Origin of the sequence: Mariniflexile sp. HMF6888 (genome assembly GCF_044335535.1) — a bacterium.
Taxonomy (GTDB): Bacteria; Bacteroidota; Bacteroidia; order Flavobacteriales; family Flavobacteriaceae; genus Mariniflexile.
This window is the reverse complement of the sequence record NZ_JBIQVZ010000004.1, coordinates 73456-93309: the sequence shown is the minus strand read 5'-3', so window position 1 is coordinate 93309 and position 19854 is coordinate 73456. Positions and strand designations below refer to the sequence as shown.

17 protein-coding genes are annotated in these 19854 nt (G+C 35.3%); 7 read left to right on the top strand and 10 right to left on the bottom strand.

The window, feature by feature from the left end; genetic code table 11:
* Positions 1 to 84 precede the first annotated feature (84 nt).
* Complete coding sequence (locus ACGLWY_RS11330) at positions 85 to 1500, bottom strand: DUF5723 family protein (protein WP_396619778.1); 1416 nt, start codon at positions 1498 to 1500, stop codon at positions 85 to 87.
* Positions 1501 to 2025: 525 nt separating this feature from the next.
* On the opposite strand from ACGLWY_RS11330, the gene ACGLWY_RS11325 reads away from it, so the two are divergent.
* The 3 genes from ACGLWY_RS11325 (at position 2026) to secA (ending at position 6669) form a co-directional block, all read left to right on the top strand.
* The gene (locus tag ACGLWY_RS11325) at positions 2026 to 2598 is read left to right on the top strand and encodes a cob(I)yrinic acid a,c-diamide adenosyltransferase (RefSeq protein ID WP_396619777.1); all 573 of its coding nucleotides are present in this window, start codon (positions 2026 to 2028) and stop codon (positions 2596 to 2598) included.
* A 328-nt stretch (positions 2599 to 2926) separates the two neighbouring features.
* Entirely contained in the window at positions 2927 to 3148 is a 222-nt protein-coding gene (locus ACGLWY_RS11320; RefSeq protein WP_044638512.1) for a DUF2795 domain-containing protein, read from the top strand.
* Positions 3149 to 3315: 167 nt separating this feature from the next.
* On the top strand, positions 3316 to 6669 hold the full coding sequence (secA, locus tag ACGLWY_RS11315) for a preprotein translocase subunit SecA (protein WP_396619776.1): 3354 nt from the start codon (positions 3316 to 3318) through the stop codon (positions 6667 to 6669).
* Between the two features lie 516 nt (positions 6670 to 7185).
* Here the strand turns inward: secA and ACGLWY_RS11310 are convergent.
* Together ACGLWY_RS11310 and ACGLWY_RS11305 are read right to left on the bottom strand one after the other, a co-directional pair.
* Positions 7186 to 9390: a T9SS type A sorting domain-containing protein gene (locus ACGLWY_RS11310; RefSeq protein ID WP_396619775.1), complete on the bottom strand. Its 2205-nt coding sequence runs from the start codon at positions 9388 to 9390 to the stop codon at positions 7186 to 7188.
* A 745-nt stretch (positions 9391 to 10135) separates the two neighbouring features.
* A complete protein-coding gene (locus ACGLWY_RS11305; protein ID WP_396619774.1) occupies positions 10136 to 10504 on the bottom strand; it encodes a winged helix-turn-helix transcriptional regulator in 369 nt (122 codons plus the stop codon).
* 384 nt (positions 10505 to 10888) lie between these two features.
* On the opposite strand from ACGLWY_RS11305, the gene ACGLWY_RS11300 reads away from it, so the two are divergent.
* Both ACGLWY_RS11300 and ygiD read left to right on the top strand, forming a co-directional pair.
* The gene (locus ACGLWY_RS11300; RefSeq protein WP_396619773.1) at positions 10889 to 11776 is read left to right on the top strand and encodes an SDR family oxidoreductase; all 888 of its coding nucleotides are present in this window, start codon (positions 10889 to 10891) and stop codon (positions 11774 to 11776) included.
* 113 nt (positions 11777 to 11889) lie between these two features.
* Complete coding sequence (ygiD, locus tag ACGLWY_RS11295) at positions 11890 to 12720, top strand: 4,5-DOPA dioxygenase extradiol (protein WP_396619772.1); 831 nt, start codon at positions 11890 to 11892, stop codon at positions 12718 to 12720.
* A gap of 250 nt (positions 12721 to 12970) precedes the next feature.
* Here the strand turns inward: ygiD and ACGLWY_RS11290 are convergent, their stop codons facing one another.
* Both ACGLWY_RS11290 and ACGLWY_RS11285 read right to left on the bottom strand, forming a co-directional pair.
* Positions 12971 to 13216 (bottom strand): hypothetical protein, encoded by a 246-nt coding sequence (locus tag ACGLWY_RS11290; protein WP_396619771.1) that lies wholly within the window; start codon positions 13214 to 13216, stop codon positions 12971 to 12973.
* 133 nt (positions 13217 to 13349) lie between these two features.
* Positions 13350 to 14036, bottom strand: coding sequence for a peptidoglycan DD-metalloendopeptidase family protein (locus ACGLWY_RS11285; RefSeq protein ID WP_396619770.1), 687 nt, complete (start codon positions 14034 to 14036; stop codon positions 13350 to 13352).
* Between the two features lie 42 nt (positions 14037 to 14078).
* Between ACGLWY_RS11285 and ttcA the strand changes: the two genes are divergently transcribed.
* On the top strand, positions 14079 to 14906 hold the full coding sequence (gene ttcA / locus ACGLWY_RS11280) for a tRNA 2-thiocytidine(32) synthetase TtcA (protein WP_396619769.1): 828 nt from the start codon (positions 14079 to 14081) through the stop codon (positions 14904 to 14906).
* 4 nt (positions 14907 to 14910) lie between these two features.
* Here the strand turns inward: ttcA and rimO are convergent, their stop codons facing one another.
* On the bottom strand, positions 14911 to 16218 hold the full coding sequence (rimO, locus tag ACGLWY_RS11275; protein WP_396619768.1) for a 30S ribosomal protein S12 methylthiotransferase RimO: 1308 nt from the start codon (positions 16216 to 16218) through the stop codon (positions 14911 to 14913).
* 260 nt (positions 16219 to 16478) lie between these two features.
* On the opposite strand from rimO, the gene ACGLWY_RS11270 reads away from it, so the two are divergent.
* Entirely contained in the window at positions 16479 to 17552 is a 1074-nt protein-coding gene (locus tag ACGLWY_RS11270) for a serine hydrolase domain-containing protein (RefSeq protein WP_396619767.1), read from the top strand.
* Here the strand turns inward: ACGLWY_RS11270 and ACGLWY_RS11265 are convergent.
* From ACGLWY_RS11265 to rpmG, 4 genes are all read right to left on the bottom strand, one after another.
* Complete coding sequence (locus tag ACGLWY_RS11265; RefSeq protein ID WP_396619766.1) at positions 17549 to 18367, bottom strand: AbiJ-NTD4 domain-containing protein; 819 nt, start codon at positions 18365 to 18367, stop codon at positions 17549 to 17551. The genes ACGLWY_RS11270 and ACGLWY_RS11265 overlap by 4 nt on opposite strands.
* A 48-nt stretch (positions 18368 to 18415) precedes the next feature.
* A complete protein-coding gene (ftsY, locus tag ACGLWY_RS11260; RefSeq protein ID WP_396619765.1) occupies positions 18416 to 19369 on the bottom strand; it encodes a signal recognition particle-docking protein FtsY in 954 nt (317 codons plus the stop codon).
* A gap of 139 nt (positions 19370 to 19508) precedes the next feature.
* Positions 19509 to 19661, bottom strand: a complete 153-nt coding sequence (locus ACGLWY_RS11255) for a DUF4295 domain-containing protein (protein WP_117176235.1) — start codon at positions 19659 to 19661, stop codon at positions 19509 to 19511.
* A gap of 6 nt (positions 19662 to 19667) precedes the next feature.
* A complete protein-coding gene (gene rpmG / locus ACGLWY_RS11250) occupies positions 19668 to 19850 on the bottom strand; it encodes a 50S ribosomal protein L33 (RefSeq protein ID WP_117176233.1) in 183 nt (60 codons plus the stop codon).
* Positions 19851 to 19854 lie beyond the last annotated feature (4 nt).

Genomic DNA, 19854 nt, shown 5'->3' with positions numbered 1-19854 from the left:
ATGTACAATTTTATTTTAAATGAACGTCAACTGTCATTTATCAGGAATAATAATAAATCCGAAAAATTTTTAAATTAAACCAGTCTACTGGTAACAATTGCAGTTACTTCCTTTATCGTATTTCCCATGAAAAAGAGGTATTTTTAATCCTGCATAGAAATTTGCCCCTTTACTTTTTTCACTCATTAAATTAGTAAACAAAGAACTGGAGCCTAGATAAAGCGGTCCTAATCTTAAACCAGCTCCCACCTGAAAACCGGCATATTGAACCATACTTAAAGGCATATAAAAACTAAGCCATTTACTCTCAAAACGTGGCGTAAGGGATGCTATATTTGTAATTTTACTCGTGTGTATCTGGCCTTTTCCCGTAAGCGCTATATCGGTATTAAAATTTAAATAAAAATTATTTTTAAAACGCCAATCAGCATTCAGATGTAATGCTGTTGGCAATATGGCCTTATACCCTATTGTAGAATTTGTTAATGTATATAGATTGTTTAGTATATCGTACAAGTTATCTTCATTATCAATGGCTTCTTCACTCACATTGGTATTTGTAATATCAAAAAAATCTTCAATGCCATCTTTATAATTTATAGAACCAATATCGGTTATAGAAAAACCTAGTTTTAATTTGTACTTATTTTGTTCTTTGTATGTTAAGCGGTTTGGCCATACTTTTCTAGGTTTATAATCTCTATAATTAGGACGCCACTCATAAATTATTCCGATATCTACACCCAAACCAACAGCACTTTTTGGGAATTTATATTCATAATCGTCTCTATCAAAATCATCAAAACGTCCATAAATGACCTCTCCAGTAGACGAAACACTACCTGTAGTTCCCCCTCCTGAAAACATTGCCCCATCTGCATCATAAAATACCGTAATATTTCTACCCGCTACATAAGCACTACCGCCTCCTTTTAGATATTTTAAGGAAATCCCACCTTTTAAAAAGGTCTCTCTTTCATTAACTAATACTCTGGCATAGGAAAGTCCGATTTCTGCCCATGTTTGTCCAAAAGCATTAAAATTATCTTCATTAACAGTATAATCAGTATTTCCATCTTCATCAATAGCATATAAATCCCTACCATTAATTCCATTAGCATTAACAAAAGTGCGTGCCCTGGTAAAAACAGCAATAGAATTAGTGTCGTTTATATTAAACATAAATGAAGGTCCCATAACATCTACATTCACCCCGCCATTATTATTTATTTTTGGATTTTGTCGTGACTCCCCTTCAAAATTGTAATCATCATCTTTAATAGCCTTTATAATATTCATGTTATAATAATCGTTGCCTACAAAAGCACTCATACCAACAAGATTTATATCTGCTCTAAAACGAGAATCTACTATATTCGCTGGATTTGAAATGACGCTATTTACACCACTATAGTTATCCGTTAAAAACCCTAAATAAGATTGCGCCTGCAAACTATAAGAGCTTACAATTAATGTAAATAAAAACGTGATTTTTTTCATAATTTTTGGTTAAGCCTAAAATTCACATGTTACAAATATGTTTTTTTTCTTATAAAATAAATAAAACACTGAACTCATCTTGGCTTTTTGTTTTTAACCGAAAATGAGATAATTTTTTTACAAATGAAGCAATTTTTGCAAAACATAGCATAGCTACGCATAAAAAAAGTAACGAAATATGGATAAATTTTACCATTCCTGCCTGCCGGCAGGCAGGTTTTAGGAAATAGAAAAAGGCAAAATGAGTTCATTATTAGTAAATGAACTTCTAAATTTTCAAAATATTATAAAAAGCCATCCATTCATCAAACTTTTCCTTTAGTATTCCCGAGTCATCTCCTTGAAATATTCTCTTCGAATTATACACATTTTAATGGATACTGCCCTTTAGATTTTAAAACACCAAATTGTGGTATACAAATTAACTGCTTAAATTCATGTTTAACCTATAGTTATATTTCAGGACTAGACACTTTGCAACTTTGAAACATTGAATCTTTCCACAAAATGATTTAACTTCGTAACATGAAAATCTACACCAAAACGGGCGATACAGGAACCACAGCATTATTTGGTGGTACACGTGTGCCTAAACACCATATAAGAATTGAAAGCTACGGTACGGTTGATGAATTAAACTCCTATTTGGGATTAATTCGTGATCAAGAAATTGATGCGCACTACAAAGATTTACTTATTCATATTCAAGATAGACTGTTTACCCTTGGCGCTATTTTAGCTACCGACCCTGAAAAAGCCATCTTAAAAAGTGGAAAAGAACGCTTAAACATCCCTAAAATATCCAGTAGCGATATTGAGCGTTTAGAGCAGGAAATGGACACTATGAATGAAGTATTGCCACCCATGACGCATTTTGTTCTACCTGGTGGACACCAAACGGTGTCATTCTGTCATATTGCACGCTGTGTGTGCCGTAGAGCCGAACGTTTAACTACCGCTCTTAATGACATGGAAGCCATTGACCCCAATACATTAATGTACTTAAACCGCCTTTCTGACTATCTTTTTGTGTTGGCACGGAAGTTGACTTATGACTTGCAAGCAAACGAGATTAAATGGATTCCTGAGAAGCAGTAGTTTTATAGTGGAAACGGTTCTTGCGTTAGGGATGACTCACTGGCTTTTATTTTGAATTAATGAAATCATAAATAAGTTGTATTTGCGGTAAAAATCCTTTTTTGTCTGGTTGAGCGTAGTCGAAACCTTTAAGATAAAAAAGATTGTAACGAAAAGCCCGACATCCCCGATAACTATCGGAATGCTAACGCTCAAATTAAAAACTTGAATTTCAACTGTTTAAATAATAAAACAACACGTTCTTAAAAATAATAATTAAATAATTCATTTTTTTCTTGTGTGTTTGAACTAAAAATTTATTTTTGCACAAAATTAAAACGCATATAAAATGTATTGGACTTTAGAATTAGCATCGTATTTAAGTGATGCACCTTGGCCAGCAACAAAAGACGAGTTAATAGATTACGCTATTAGAACGGGTGCTCCTTTGGAGGTTGTTGAAAACTTACAGTCTATTGAAGATGAAGGTGATGCCTACGATTCAATTGACGAAATTTGGTCTGATTATCCAACAGATGAAGATTACCTTTGGAATGAAGATGAATATTAATAAAGCATAAAGAAAAGTTAAAAAGTCTCGGTTTGAGGCTTTTTTTTTGTCTTAACTCTTTATAAAACATATAACAAAATGTATCTTTGATTGCTTTTTAAAAGTAACAAAAATAAAATAATTTACCACTAGGAAGCTTTCCTAGTTAACATATAATATACACACACATGAGTTTTTTAAATTCTGTACTTAAAGTATTTGTTGGAGACAAATCGAAACAAGATGTAAAGTCCATTATGCCTATTGTAAGCAAAATCAAAACTTTTGAAGCTGCTATAGAAGGATTATCGCATGACGAACTAAGGGCAAAAACAGCACAATTTAAGGCGGCTATAGCACAAGCGATACAGCCTATAAACGACCAAATTGCAAAATTACTTGAAGAAGCTGAAAACACCGAAGACATTGACAGACGTGAAGATATTTATCTAGACATTGATAAACTTAAAGATGATGCTTACAAAACTACCGAAGATGTTTTAGATGCTATTTTACCAGAAGCTTTTGCCGTAGTTAAGGAAACTGCAAAACGTTTTAAAGACAACACCTCTATTACCGTTACAGCAAGCACTTTTGATAGAGAATTATCAGGTGCAAAAGACTACGTTACTTTAGATAATGACAAGGCTATTTGGTCCAACTCTTGGGATGCTGCCGGAAAAGCCATTACCTGGGATATGGTACACTACGATGTACAACTTATTGGAGGTATTGCCATGCACCAAGGTAAAATTGCCGAAATGCAAACAGGTGAAGGTAAAACCTTGGTAGCAACACTTCCTATGTATTTAAATGCGCTTGCTGGAAAAGGGGTGCATTTGGTAACCGTAAACGACTATTTAGCAAAACGTGACAGTGCGTGGATGGCACCTATCTTTCAGTTTCATGGATTGACTGTAGATTGTATCGATTACTACCAACCAAATTCCGATGCCCGTAAAAAAGCCTATAATGCCGATATTACCTATGGCACCAACAACGAGTTTGGTTTCGATTACTTGCGTGATAATATGGCACACTCACCAAACGATTTGGTACAACGCCCACACCATTACGCGATTGTCGATGAGGTGGATTCCGTATTGGTTGATGATGCCCGTACACCATTAATTATATCAGGGCCTATTCCACAAGGCGAACGCCATGAGTTTAATGAGTTAAAACCCAAGATAGATGATATTGTTGCCGTACAACGCAAATATCTAACAGGCGTTTTAGCCGAAGCAAAAAAATTAATCACCTCTGGAGATACTAAAGAAGGTGGCTTTCAATTACTGCGTGTTTACCGTGGGATGCCTAAAAACAAAGCCCTTATTAAATTTTTAAGTGAAGAAGGTGTTAAACAACTGCTTCAAAAAACCGAAAACTTTTACATGCAGGACAACAACCGCGAAATGCCAAAGGTTGATGCCGAATTATACTATGTTATTGAAGAAAAAAACAATCAAATAGAGCTGACCGATAAAGGTGTTGAATACATTTCTGGAAAAGATGACCCTAACTTTTTCATTATGCCTGAAATAGGTATCGAGATAGCAAAAATTGAAAACCAGAATTTACCATTAGCCGAAGAAGCTAAATTAAAAGAAGAACTATACAAAGATTTTGGTATAAAATCGGAACGTATCCATACACTTAGTCAATTGCTTAAAGCCTACGCTTTATTTGAAAAAGATATTCAATACGTGGTCATTGACAATAAAGTGATGATTGTTGATGAACAAACCGGTCGTATTATGGATGGTCGCCGTTATTCTGACGGTTTACACCAAGCAATTGAAGCTAAAGAAAACGTAAAAATTGAAGATGCTACGCAAACCTTTGCTACGGTAACACTTCAAAATTACTTTAGAATGTACCGCAAACTGTCTGGTATGACGGGTACTGCGGTTACAGAAGCTGGCGAATTTTGGGAAATTTACAAACTAGATGTTGTGGAGATTCCAACCAACCGCCCCATTGCCCGTAACGACCAAGAAGATTTGGTTTACAAAACAAAACGCGAAAAATACAATGCCGTTATTGATGAGGTAACAAAACTGTCGCAAGCCGGTCGCCCAGTGTTAATTGGTACGACTTCGGTAGAGATAAGTGAATTACTTGGTAAAATGCTTACCATTCGTAAAATTCCTCATAACGTATTAAATGCGAAACTCCATAAAAAAGAAGCTGATATTGTTGCCGAAGCTGGTCAACCTGGACAAGTAACCATCGCCACCAATATGGCAGGTCGTGGTACGGATATTAAATTGACCGAAGCAGTTAAAAAAGTAGGAGGTTTAGCTATTGTAGGTACCGAGCGCCACGATTCGCGTCGTGTGGACCGCCAGTTACGTGGTCGTGCAGGTCGTCAAGGAGATCCAGGAAGTTCACAGTTCTATGTATCATTAGAAGATAATCTAATGCGTTTATTTGGTAGTGAGCGTATTGCTAAAATGATGGATAGAATGGGATTAAAAGAAGGCGAAGTCATTCAGCATTCCATGATTTCAAAATCCATTGAACGTGCACAGAAAAAAGTAGAAGAAAACAACTTTGGTGTTCGTAAGCGTTTATTAGAATATGATGATGTTATGAATGCACAACGTGAGGTCGTTTACAAGCGTCGCCACCATGCCTTATTTGGTGAGCGTCTTCGTGTAGATTTAGCTAATATGCTTTTCGATACATCCGAAGGGATTGCTGAAACCAATAAAGCTGCCAACGATTTTAAAAACTTCGAATTTGAATTGATTCGCTATTTTTCAATGAGTTCGCCAATTTCAGAAGCTGAATTCGGAAAACTTTCAGCTCAAGAAATTACTAGTAAAATATACCATACAGCATTCGATCATTACAAAGAAAAAATGACACGCAATGCTGACCTAGCATTCCCTGTTATTAAAAATGTATACGAAACCCAACGCGATAAATTCAAACGCATAGTTGTTCCATTTACCGATGGCACTAAAACCTTAAATGTGGTTACCGATCTTGAAAAAGCTTACCAAACCAATGGTAAACAATTAATCACGGATTTTGAAAAAAACATCACACTTGCCATTATTGATGATGCTTGGAAAACCCATTTACGCAAAATGGACGAGCTAAAACAATCGGTGCAATTGGCTGTGCATGAACAAAAAGACCCATTACTTATTTATAAGTTTGAGGCGTTTGAATTGTTCAAATCCATGATAGATGAAGTAAACAAAGATGTGATTTCATTCTTATTTAAAGGCGAATTACCTCAAGAAACACAAAACACCATTCATGAAGCTAGGGAACGTAAACAGGAAAAGCTGAATGTGCAAAAAGACGAAATCCCTAATTTAGATGAACGTTCGGCACAAAATAGAGCTGCGGGCAATACCCAACGCCAACAACATGTCGTTGAAACCATTGTACGTGATAAACCAAAAATTGGGCGCAATGACCAAGTAACTATTAAGCAAGTAATTACCGGTGAAAACAAAACCCTTAAATACAAACAAGCCGAACCTTTATTGGCCAAAGGCGATTGGGTTTTGGTTGAAGATTAACACAATTTATGCGAAAGCAGACATCACATAATTTAAAAATCCTGATAGATTCCTATCAGGATTTTTTTATATAACTCATTAAAAAGCAATACATTGCATACATATATGATATAACTACCATGTGATGCTATTTACTGTGGTTATAGGGGTGTTGTAGCACATTTTGACAAACAGCTAACCAGTTTAGTTCAATTATCCTATTAACTGTCTTTTTCCGCTTCTTTTGGATCGTAATCATAAGCAAACTTATCACCTGTCCCTAAAAGAAATAAAAAAATGTCTTAAAATTTTAATTCACTAATTTTTGAAAGCTTATTAATCTAAATAATTCCCCGAAGGCTCTGCTTCGGGGTGTCCAATTCACCTCTCCTTTAGAGGAGAGGTCAGAACTGCCTTTTCGGGCAGTTCTGGGTGAGGTAAAATACAAAATTTCGGTTTTTGACCCTGAGGTCAAAATGAAACAGGCGAAATACCTCTACTGCTCTGCCAAGAGGATAGTCTGTTTCAAGAAATTTTTTATTCCGTTTTTATAATCTTTAGGGTTACTGGTTCTGTTAAATTAATTTTTAAGAAATACATTCCAGCAGGTTTATCTGTTATATCTAGTTCAAAGTTCTTTCCATTTAACTCATGTTTTTGACTTGAAATCAATGCCCCATTAATGTTATATAATTCGCTATTGACATTATTAATAGAAACAGGTAAATTTATATAGAAAATACCATTGGAAGGGTTTGGATAAGTATTTATGCCTTCTGATATTTCCTTTTGAACAATGTCTAACGGTTCCCCTGCATTTACCAATTTGATATTAGGAGATGGTGGCGTATTCATTCCACCGCCAAAATAAAACCCAAGATTCGGAGGCTGGTTATACGAATTGTTCTGCCATGCAATTGCAGTCCTGTAGTTAGGGTCATGCATTAAAGTGTACATTCTTTGAGTCGTACTGTAAGGACTAACAAAAACAATCAAACCTGTGTTGTCAGTACGTCGGTATATAACTTCTTCCCGCCAGTCACCCAAAATATCGGCCATAAGGCAAGGATTCGATTTAGTTGAATTATTATCAGAAATTGGCGCTACATTATATAATGTAGCTACCCTGTCGGTCCCGCTTCCATTCCATTTCGTTATGACCGTTCTGTCGAGTATTTCACGTTGAACGTCGCCGTCCCACCAAACACCAAAATTGTAAGAAGCTCCGTTACCAGCAGTAGTTGGTATTGCATTTGATATAAGTTGGCCTGTACAGCTACGAAGACCAGAACCATCAGAACCCCATATTTCCATGCCTTTGTAGTTTGGATCTACATCGGCAGCCATACATCTTCCAATATCACCACTTGACCAATTTGCCCATTGTATGGTACCACTCTCAGCATTTCTTATTGCTATGCCCGGGATTGTTGTACCATTAGCGTACTCTTGACAGCCGAAATATTCCAAACCTGCAATATCAGGATTAATATCTGCTAAATGACCAGCATCACCGTGACCAAAACTGGTGGAATAAAGACCATTACCATATTCATCAACCGCCATGCCTCCATAAGTTATCTCGTCTCTACCGTCACCATCAACATCACCGGCAGCAAGATTGTGGTTTCCTTGTCCGTTAAAAGCAGTACCTACATCATCGCTATCCCAAGCCCACTCTTGTGTTAAAGTGCCATTTCTAAAATGCCATGCCTCAAGTTTTATGCGTTCATAAATTCCTCTGCCGATTACAAAGCTTGGATTTTCACCATCGGTATAGGCAACTGTCCACATGCATTTGGTAGCCCTGTGACCCAGTTGAGCAAGGTTTTGGCCCGGCAGCCCCCATTGTGCTATTGGTTCCAGACTGATGTAATTATCCCAGGCAATTTCTGCACCTGTTTCGCCATTAAATATTGATATGTAATCGGGACCTTCGGTTCTGAACCAAAAAGGACCATTCTGTGCCGCTGTAGAACGATAACTGATTTGTCCGTCTCCATCTCTGTCGCCGATATCATTGCCTAAGCCGTCGATCATACCATCTGAAGTTCTGGTAGCAATTTCGGCCTTTCCATCATTATCAAAATCGTACACCAAAAAGTTTACCTCTACCGCGTGTAACAAATTAGGTCCCAAATCAATAGCCCACATAAAGGTACCATCAAGTTCATAAGCTTCAAGATAGTGATTATAGAGTGAGCTAGGAGATTCATCATTGGAGAGTCTTTTTATAACAATTTCGTATTCCCCGTCTCCATCCAGATCGCCAACAGAGGCATCATTCAGATTATGGGTCGTGTAACCACCGTTGATCGATCTGACCGGAATAGTGAAATACCCACTTCCCCTAATGCCTGTAGCAGCGGAAAGCGCTTGCTCTGTTCCACCAATAACAGCAGCTACACTGTAAGAATGATCAGTACTGGTTGCATCAACATAATTTGAAACGCTAAGATTGGAAGCGATTAGTGTTGACCCTCGGTATAGGTTATAGGTCGTATTCTGGGCGTATTCGTCACCGGGAATTCGCCAACTTATTAGTACTGAACTAGTGCCGGTTCGCATGGCAATTAACCCTCTGTCAAGGTTTTCCATGTAACGCTGCCCGTAAAGTGAGAAACTGCAAAGCGTCATGATGCCAATTAAAGACAGGCTCATAAGTAATCTGTTCTCAAATAATTTTTTAACCGTGAATTGATAAATTAACAGGGTGTTTTTAACGGTAAGCGTCGTTTTCATAATTAGTTTAGTTGGTTGTTTTTTAAGCTGAAGTTTGGCTTTTATAAATTTAAATAATACACTTATTAGATTGTAAACAAATATATTTTTAATTTCTATTATAACTGTCCTGCTCTTACATGTACAAAAAACGGGCATAGTATACCAGCTCGAAGTCTATGACTTCGTAGCAATATTAAAAAAAGTAAGCATCTATGAGAAACTGCCTTTTACAATAAGGTGGCGTGTTTTAATTTTTATATACTGTCCCGTCATGAAATAGCTTATCCCATTTAACTCGATTATTATTTAGGTTAAAAGACAACAAACCAATCAGGGTTTTTTATTTAAATAAAAATGGCACAATACGTGTTCAAAATGTTTAACCCTTCCGGATTTAAATCCACCTTTCCTTAAAAAAAGGGAAGGAGTTGTTTGTCGTTTTAATTTCAATATTGGTACAATCATAATATTTACCTGCCTTTTATATTCTCCTCCTTTTTAAAGGAGGAGTGGATTCGGTTTCACTAAAAGAAACCGGAGACGAGGTGGTTTTTACCTGGATTCGATTGCTTTTTAGGTTTTGAGATGCAGACCTACAAGGCTTTTCAGACCTACAAGGTTTTTAAAACCTTGCAGGAGTTCAAATGCCAGCTCTGAAGCCTATGACTTCGTAGCAATATTAAACTATGAGAAACTGCTTTTACAATAAGGTAGCGTGTTTTTATTTTTATATACGGTCCCGTCCTGAAATAGCTTATACCATTTAACTGGAATACGCTATCCGCGATTGTTTAATGTCCCCTATATTATCTTTAGCCCATATAACAAGGTTGTGTAAATGAGGGATAAGACTTTTTCCTCGTTCAGTTAATTGGTATTCTACTCTAGGTGGTATTTGTGGATAAATGGTACGCTTAACTAAACCATCTGCTTCCAATCCTTTTAAAGTTACCGAAAGCATCTTTTGGGAAATTGTATCAATATGTTTATCAATTTCATTAAATCGAAGCACTTCATTGTCATTCAAAATTAACAAAACAAGCATCGACCACTTATCTCCTATTCTATCCAACACATTTCTAACAGGACAATCATCTACATCTGAATATTTATTTATATTTTTTACACTCATAACTTATTGATTTTCAATATTAATAACTTGAAAGTTAGTATCCAACTTCTAGAACAGTTCTTGTTTTGCCAATAATAACTTTATATCTTTGACTAACTAAAAGTAAGTAACTTTACTTTAATACGCAAATCAAATATAATGAACTCATCTTGACTTTTTTGATTGAAGCGAAAATATCCTTTGCGCAAGCTGGCTCGTTCGCTAAAATAACCCACCGGGTTATTTTTATACGCTCCGTCCAGTTCCAGATTTTAGCTTTTTTGCACTTCATAGCAGCGCTACGGAGTAAAAAAACAGGTGAAATATGGGGCAAAAAGATCATTTTGCAACCAATTGAAAAAAGTCAAGATGAGTTCAAAAGAAACATTTATAAATTAGAATACAATGAATAAAATATTAATTACAGGTGCAACAGGCAATTTAGGAAGTGAAGTTGCCAAACGGTTAAATGACAAAATAGGTACTAATTCCATAGCTGTTTTGGTTAGAACCGAAAATTCTGAAAAAGCCAAACAATACCATACCGATGGTTTTGAAGTACGAGTTGGAGATTATGATGATTACGAAACTTTAACAAATGCCTTTACAGGAATTGAAACGCTGTATTTTGTTTCCGGGAGCGATCTTAATAAACGGTTCCAGCAACATAAAAACGTTGTGCAAGCAGCTAAACAAGCAGGTGTAAAACATATTCTTTATACCAGTACCGTTAGAAAGGATGAATCTGAAAAAGCACCACTACATTTAGTTGTTAATGCACACAAACAAACGGAACTATGGATTCAGGAATCTGGTTTAGCCTATACTATATTAAGGCATAATTTATACAGCGAAGTTGTTTCTATGTTCATAGGTGACAAAACCCAACTACAGAAATCCAAACTAGTATATCTACCTACCGCTAATGGCAAAACAGCCTTTGTGGCAAGAGAAGATTTTGCTGAAGCAGAAGCCATTATTTTGAGTAAACCTGAAAAACATAAGAACAAAATATATGAATTTAATGCCAGCGCTACAGTCTCTTTTAGTGATATTGCAATGTTACTGTCTGAAACTTTAAGAGAAGACATACAATATGTTTCACCATCAGTAACTGAATTTGAAGCAACATTAAAATCTATGGGATTGCCCGATGCCATCATTAGTTTAACAACCATGTTTAGCTTAGGTATAGCTAATGGTGAATTTGATAAAACCGAAAATGATTTAGAAACAATATTAGGTAGAAAAACAAAAACCATGGCAGCTTATATTAAAGATGTTTACCAATAATACATTATAGTTATTGGTATAAAAACACCTAAATTAGTATTAATAACAACATTTTTCGAAAAGGAAGTTTACTAATACCATTTCAAATATTAAATGGTATAATCATATATCTTATGAATTTAAGAGACCTAAACAAAATAACTTCAACCTTAGGCACTACCAAAAAAATGCCGGTATTGTTTTTAGGTCATGGTAGTCCTATGAATGCTATTGAAGAAAATGAATTTATTGCTTCCTTTAGGCAGTTGGGTAAAGAACTCGTAAAACCCCATGCCATACTTTGTGTATCGGCACATTGGGAAACCCAAGGCACTTTTGTAACCGCCATGCAAAACCCTCTAACCATTCATGATTTTGGAGGGTTTCCTCAGGCCTTGTTTGATGTGCAGTATCCAGCACCTGGAAGTCCTGAATTAGCCAAAGAAACCAAGCGTATCATTACTAAAACCAAAGTGGAACTAGATGATAAATGGGGATTAGACCATGGTGCTTGGAGTGTTATTAAGCACTTATACCCGAATGCCAATATCCCTGTCATTCAAATGAGTATTGACTACTCAAAACCACCACAATACCATTATGAACTGGCTAAAGAACTGGCAAGTTTAAGGCAAAAAGGTGTACTCATTATTGGTAGTGGCAACATGGTACATAATTTAAGGCTTGTAGCTTGGAACAAACTAAATGATGCTTTTGCCTTCGATTGGGCAATCGAAGCTAATGAAAAGATGAAACAATACATTTTAGAGGATAATCACAAAAATCTAATTCATTTTAAAAATGAAGGAAAAGCATTTGATTTAGCCATACCAACACCAGAGCATTATTTACCACTCATTTACACCTTGGCTTTAAAAGAAAAAAACGAAACGGTTTCTATATTTAATGATAAACCCGTTGGTGGTTCGCTTACAATGACTTCAATAAAAATTGATTGTGATTAAACACACAAAAACCGATGATATCATCGGTTTTTGTGTTTTATATTTGTTCCTATTTTTAGAACTCGTCTTGACTTTTTGTTTTTAACTGAAAATGAGATAAAATTTATACAGATGAGGCACTTTTAGTAAGGCATAGCACCGCTACGCGTAAAAAAGTAACGAAATATGGATAAATTTTAGCCGTTCCTGCCGACAGGCAGGCAGGTTTTAGGAAACAGAAAAAGTCAAGACGAGTTCTTATATAACGACCTTAGTCTTTAATAATAACTTCTGTTTTTTTTGCACCATCTTTAGTTGAAAACTCAACCCCATCACTATCAACACTAAGCGATGTACCATCACTTTCTTCGGCTTTTGGAGTTTCCACTGGTTTTTCAATAATTACAGTTTCCGTTTTTGGTTTCTCTTCTCTACAGCTTGTAAAAGCTAATAATACTAAAGCGGTAAAAATGGCAAAACTTATAAAATTTCCGAGTATTAATGTTCCTTTTTTCATTTTCTATGTTTTTTATGAATATAGGTGCAAGGTACAATCAACTGCAATAAAATAAATTACAGCAATTTTAATTTGTGTTATAGAATTACCATTTTTCGATTCTGTCATTAAACATTGAACTCGTTTTAGAAACTCATAACTTCAACAACAAATTCGGGTTGGGGCAATTATCTAAATAAAAATCTAAATCGGTTTTATTGCAAACCCCAGGATAATCACCAATAAAACCTTGTAAATCCTTTATAATTTGAAAATGCAAATGTGAGGGGTAATCACCATTTACTAAGGTATCGCCTAGAGTACCTATTTGTTCTCCTTGTTTAAAAACTTGATTAACCTTTAAATTTTCAATAGATGCCAAACTTAAATGTCCATAAAGGGTATAAAACTCAACATCATTAATATGGTGCTTTAAAATAATGGTTGGTCCGTAGTCACCATAATTTGTGTTGTTTTTAAAACTATGCACAGTGGCATCAAGTGGTGTATAGACAGGCGTTTCAACCCCACACCACAAATCGATGCCAATATGGATATTACGTTCTTTAGTAGGTGTTGCATTAAAATACGTACTGCGTTTATAAATAGTCCGTATTTCGTTATAACCACCAAAAGCAACCAACGCATGCTGTTTTTTGATGTAATTGGTAATGTAAGTTTCTAATTTGGTTGATGAAGACACATCGACACCTTGTAGTTCTAGATGGTCTTGTGATAAATCTAAATGAATATATTTTGGGTTTTTAATAGAAGTATCTAAAACACGAAGTGGTTTTCTACTTATGTTCATAAGGAAATCTTCAAAATATAATCGACTCACAATAAAAAGTATTTATTCAAAAGTATTAAAATATTACATTTAATGCGATTAAATAATATTTTTGCATTTATGGAGCATATTGAACAAATTACAAAAAAATTGCATCGTGCCACTGGCGAAGCCTTAGAACAATTTTCAATGATAGAAGATGGCGATCGCGTTATGATTTGCCTATCTGGTGGAAAAGACAGCTATACGTTGCTCCACATGATGCTACACTTCCAAAAGGTAGCTCCAGTCTCTTTTGAAATTGTTGCTGTTAACCTAGACCAAAAACAACCTGGTTTCCCTGTTGAAGTATTACCTAACTATTTAAGTAAATTAGGTGTTGAATATAAAATCATAGAGAAAAACACCTATAAGGTTGTTATGGAAAAAACGCCAGAAGGTAAAACAACCTGTAGCCTTTGTTCCAGGCTAAGACGCGGAACATTATATGAAGCCGCCAAAAATCTAAGATGCAACAAACTTGCTCTTGGCCATCATAGAAACGATATTATAGAAACTTTCTTCTTGAACTTCTTTTTTGCTGGAAAATTAGAAACCATGCCTCCTAAGTTTAAAAATGATGCGGGAGATTTAATTGTTCTAAGACCGCTTGCCTTCTGTAAAGAGAATGATATAGAAACGTATTCGCAATACATGAATTTCCCTATAATACCATGCAATTTATGTGGTTCTCAAGAAAATTTACAACGAAAAAAAGTAAAACAAATGATAGCCGATTGGGAAACTGAATTTCCTGACAGAAGCGCTGTTATGATGAATGCGCTACAGAACGTGTCGCCTTCTCACTTATTAGACCGCAAGATATACGACTTTTCATTGCTTCAAGATATGACTTCTAAAGACTCGATGGTTTCGTATTAAAAAATTAAGCCGTAATAACCTCAGCATATAAGTCAAAATCGGCAGCTTCGGTAATTTTCACTGTGGCAAACTCGCCCGTTTTAATATAGGTTTTGGTAGCATCAATAAGAACTTCATTATCGACATCGGGAGAATCAAATTCGGTTCTGCCTACAAAATAGTTACCTTCTTTCCTGTCTATAACGACTTTAAAGGTCTGCCCTATTTTTGCTTGGTTCAATTCCCATGAAATCTGGGATTGAATTTCCATAATCTCATTGGCACGTGCTTGTTTTACTTCTTCGGGCACATCATCTTCTAAACTATAGGCATGTGTGTTTTCTTCATGGCTATAAGTAAAACAACCCAAACGCTCAAAACGCATCGCTTTTACCCATTCTTTTAGAATTTGATAATCTTCTTCGGTTTCACCCGGATAGCCGACAATCAACGTGGTTCTAATCGTCATATTCGGTACGGCTGCTCTAAAATCCTTAAGCAATTGCGTCGTTTTCTCTTTGGTCGTACCACGACGCATACTTTTCAAGATAGCATCTGAAATATGTTGCAACGGAATATCTAAATAATTACAAATTTTAGGTTCACGGTTCATGACCTCCAAAACATCCATTGGAAACCCTGTTGGGAAGGCATAATGCAATCGAATCCATTCGATGCCTTCAACTTTTACCAAGGCTTCAAGTAATTCAGCTAAGTTTCTTTTTTTGTATAAATCGAGACCATAATAGGTTAAATCCTGAGCAATCAAAATAAGCTCCTTCACGCCTTTTGCTGCCAGTTTTTCGGCTTCAATAACAACCTCTTCAATAGGCGTACTTTTATGTTTACCACGCATTAACGGAATGGCACAAAAACTACAAGGTCTGTCGCAACCTTCGGCTATTTTTAAATATGCGTAATTTTTTGGTGTAGTTGTTAAACGTTCGCCAATAAGTTCGTGCTTATAATCGGCACCCAAAGCCTTCAATAAACTCGGCAATTCGGTAGTGCCAAAATAGGCATCAACATTAGGAATCTCCTTTTGTAAATCTGGTTTATAACGTTCACTTAAACACCCTGTAACAAATACTTTATCGACCTCGCCATCTTCTTTTTTTTGCATAAATTCTAAAATAGTATTGATGCTTTCCTCTTTGGCGTTATTAATAAATCCGCAGGTATTAATCACAACTATATTACCGTCTTCTTCATGGGCTACGTCTTTTCCACTGGCTTTAAGCTGTCCCATTAACACTTCGCTATCGTAAACATTTTTACTACAACCCAGAGTGACTACGTTAATTTTATTCTTTTTAAGCGATTTCGTTCTCATACCAAAATTTAAGTGTGCAAAGATACGGAATGAATTACGATTTACGATTTATGATTTACGAATTTTAGGTGTTGGTTCTTGGTTTGTGAATTGTGAGACGTGCAGCGTAAAGAGGCAAATCGTAAAAGACGCATTTTGTCGTTTTACAAAAGTAGCTTTCTAACTGTCTAAAAATCTGATTGTCTAACTATCTAACTTTATAACCATTTACAATTAAACCTTTTATATCTTTGAATGTCTTATTTATTAAAACCTACTTTATGAATCGTTTATACTTTTTATTGTTTATAGGTGTATTATCGCTTTTAAACTGCTCTAAAGACGAACCCATTGAGTCCGAAACCCTTTATTTTCCACCTATAAATTCTAATACTTGGGAAACAAAATCTATTACAGATTTAGGCTGGAATGCCAATGCAGAACAAGTCCTTTATGATTTTTTGGAAACAAATACTACCGATGCTTTTATTATTTTGAAGGATGGAAAAATAGTTATTGAAAAGTATTTTGGAGATTTTGGGCAATCCAGTCTGCACTCTTGGAATTCCGCCGCAAAAACCTTAACCGCTTTTACCGTTGGGATTGCACAAGAAGAAGGCTTTTTGTCGATTGATAACCCGTCTTCAAATTATATGGGCACTGGGTGGTCATCACTTACTCTGGAACAAGAAGCAAAAATTACTGTACGCAACCATTTAACCATGACGACCGGACTTGATTATACCGTACCCCAAAACTTTTGTACAGACCCAGAATGTTTGCTATATAAAAACGAACCAAGTACCTATTGGTATTACCACCAAGGCGCTTATACCTTACTAGATAATATTGTTACAGGTGCCGTACAACAAGACTTTAAAGATTACTTTAACACCAAAATACGCAACAAAATAGGAATGACAGGATCTTGGGTTAAAACAGGCAACTATTTAAATCTTTATTTCAGTAATGCCAGAAGCATGGCGCGCTTTGGATTATTGAACTTAAATAAAGGCGTTTGGGACAAAACAACCATTTTAGAGGATCAGAATTATTTTAATGCGATGACCACAACCTCGCAAGACTTAAACAAATCGTATGGGTATTTATATTGGCTAAATGGCAAGAGCAACTATAAAATACCAGGTTCTGAAACCTTATTTTTGGGGAAATTAATTCCGAATGCTCCCGATGATTTAATTGCGGGCTTAGGTGCTTTCGACCAAAAACTATACATCATTCCGAGTAAAGGATTGGTCATAGTACGTATGGGCGATAGTGGAAATGAAGACGAGCTTGGCCCTACAGAATTTGATAATGGCCTTTGGGAAAAGATTAATGATTTGATTGATTAAACAGCTTTTGCTTTAAGATAATTAATAAAAGTAGAACAGGTAACCAACATAAATTTAGCTTCATCAAAATCTGGAGAATAATCTCCTTCAACTAAAGCGTGACGAATTCCTGTTTTAGAATCATTTGTATAGGTGTATAATTTTTCAAAAGCAGATTTTAAACTCGGATTAATTTTAATTCCAGATTTCTCTAAATTATTTAATGCTTTACCTAATGTATTTTCTCCTGTAATTATTTTACAAATACTTTCAACTGCTGAAATTGATTCTTTAATTGAGTTTCTATAATCTGGATTTTCTCTATTTGATAAAGAACTTACTGATGCTTTTAGGTGTGTCGAAACTTCCTTAAACTTATCGTTACTTTTCGATGCATTTTCAATAGATTCCATTTCGACTTCATCGGAAATTGGAGTAATTTGGTTATTTATTATTCTGTAGGCTGAAAGTTCTTTTTCTAAAACTAAATTGCAATTATCAATAAACCCTGAAAAAGTCAATGGTATATTATTTTCTAAACTAACTACAAACTCAATAAAATCATATACTTCATGCCAATCAGATTTAAAAAAATTCTTTTCATATATTTTCAATGCTTCTTTTTCTCCAGGAAACTCATTGACTCTATATAGGTAAAAATCTTCCCAAATCATTTTTGTCAAATCAAATAAATGTGTATTTATACTTCTTTTTTGTCGGTATATGACTTTGTTAAAAAAGCAGTTCCAAAGTTTAATTTTCAAAGCATCGTCAATTGAGTCCTTCTGAAGAACGCTTCTAACTTCTGTTTCACCTATACGTTCAGAAAATTTCATATAATATTTTGGGATGTGAATTATGAGATTCCTGCCTTCGCAGGAATTCTATTTAAAAAACGAATCGACAAACTCAAATTTATTAAATACCTGCAAATCTTCAATACCTTCGCCAACACCAATATATTTCACAGGAATTTTAAATTGATCTGAAATTCCAATAACCACACCACCTTTGGCGGTGCCATCTAGTTTTGTAACCGCCAAAGATGTTACTTCCGTAGCTGCTGTAAACTGTTTTGCTTGCTCAAAAGCATTTTGACCAGTTGAACCATCCAAAACCAATAGTACATCGTTAGGTGTATCATCTACTACTTTTTGCATCACACGTTTAACTTTGGTTAGCTCGTTCATAAGGTTTACCTTATTGTGCAAACGACCGGCAGTATCTATTATTACCACATCGGCATTTTGGGTAACAGCACTTTTTAAAGTATCAAATGCCACAGAAGCCGGATCGGAACCCATAGATTGTTTTATCAATGGCACACCTACTCTATCAGCCCAAACTTGAAGCTGGTCTATAGCAGCAGCCCTAAATGTATCGGCAGCGCCTAAAACCACATTTAAACCTTGTTTTTTAAATTGATAGGCCAGTTTACCAATGGTGGTAGTTTTACCAACTCCATTAACACCAACGACCATAATGACATATGGTTTTTTATCTTGGGGAATGGTGAATTCGGAATCCTCACCCGAGTTTATTTCACTTAACAAACCTGCAATTTCTTCCCGAAGAATAATATTAAGCTCGTCGGTCCCTAAATATTTATCTTTTGAAACGCGTGCTTCAATACGCTCAATAATTTTAAGAGTCGTATTAACTCCAACATCGCTAGAGACTAAAACTTCCTCAAGATTATCTAAAACTTCATCATCTACTTTAGATTTACCTGCGACGGCTTTACTTAATTTTCCAAAGAAAGTAGTTTTTGTTTTCTCTAAACCTTTATCAAGGGTTTCCTTCTTTTCTGAGGAAAATATTTTTTTAAAAAAACTCATTTATTGAATGTTGATTCGTTGATTTGTTGATTTGTTGATGCGTGAACTGCTATTATCGCAGAAAATGACTTTCAAATATAAACATAAAAAAGCTGCTTCCAATGAAGAAAGCAGCTTTGTATATTTTAAAAAGCTTTTTTTACTTTTTGTTGAAAAAGTCGTCTGCAAATTCTGGAGACATGATTGATTCAACAAACATGTAAGCACCTGTTTTAGGTGATTTTACCATTTTAATCGCTTTTGTTAATCTTTTAGAAGATGTTTGTAACGATGCTACTGTTTTCTTTGCCATGACTTATTATTTTATCTCTTTATGAACTGTCATACGCTTAAGGATAGGGTTGAATTTTTTAATTTCCATTCTATCTGGCGTATTCTTTTTATTCTTTTTAGTAACGTATCTTGAAGTTCCTGGTAACCCAGACTCTTTATGCTCTGTACATTCTAATATTACTTGAATTCTATTGCCTTTCTTTGCCATTTCT

Bases quoted from the DNA above. Each gene is read 5' to 3' on its own strand.
- ACGLWY_RS11330 (WP_396619778.1), bottom strand. From the start codon at position 1,500: ATGAAAAAAATCACGTTTTTATTTACATTAATTGTAAGCTCTTATAGT.
- ACGLWY_RS11325 (WP_396619777.1), top strand. From the start codon at position 2,026: ATGAAAATCTACACCAAAACGGGCGATACAGGAACCACAGCATTATTT.
- ACGLWY_RS11320 (WP_044638512.1), top strand. From the start codon at position 2,927: ATGTATTGGACTTTAGAATTAGCATCGTATTTAAGTGATGCACCTTGG.
- secA (WP_396619776.1), top strand. From the start codon at position 3,316: ATGAGTTTTTTAAATTCTGTACTTAAAGTATTTGTTGGAGACAAATCG.
- ACGLWY_RS11310 (WP_396619775.1), bottom strand. From the start codon at position 9,390: ATGAAAACGACGCTTACCGTTAAAAACACCCTGTTAATTTATCAATTC.
- ACGLWY_RS11305 (WP_396619774.1), bottom strand. From the start codon at position 10,504: ATGAGTGTAAAAAATATAAATAAATATTCAGATGTAGATGATTGTCCT.
- ACGLWY_RS11300 (WP_396619773.1), top strand. From the start codon at position 10,889: ATGAATAAAATATTAATTACAGGTGCAACAGGCAATTTAGGAAGTGAA.
- ygiD (WP_396619772.1), top strand. From the start codon at position 11,890: ATGAATTTAAGAGACCTAAACAAAATAACTTCAACCTTAGGCACTACC.
- ACGLWY_RS11290 (WP_396619771.1), bottom strand. From the start codon at position 13,216: ATGAAAAAAGGAACATTAATACTCGGAAATTTTATAAGTTTTGCCATT.
- ttcA (WP_396619769.1), top strand. From the start codon at position 14,079: ATGCGATTAAATAATATTTTTGCATTTATGGAGCATATTGAACAAATT.
- rimO (WP_396619768.1), bottom strand. From the start codon at position 16,218: ATGAGAACGAAATCGCTTAAAAAGAATAAAATTAACGTAGTCACTCTG.
- ACGLWY_RS11270 (WP_396619767.1), top strand. From the start codon at position 16,479: ATGAATCGTTTATACTTTTTATTGTTTATAGGTGTATTATCGCTTTTA.
- ACGLWY_RS11265 (WP_396619766.1), bottom strand. From the start codon at position 18,367: ATGAAATTTTCTGAACGTATAGGTGAAACAGAAGTTAGAAGCGTTCTT.
- ftsY (WP_396619765.1), bottom strand. From the start codon at position 19,369: ATGAGTTTTTTTAAAAAAATATTTTCCTCAGAAAAGAAGGAAACCCTT.
- ACGLWY_RS11255 (WP_117176235.1), bottom strand. From the start codon at position 19,661: ATGGCAAAGAAAACAGTAGCATCGTTACAAACATCTTCTAAAAGATTA.
- rpmG (WP_117176233.1), bottom strand. From the start codon at position 19,850: ATGGCAAAGAAAGGCAATAGAATTCAAGTAATATTAGAATGTACAGAG.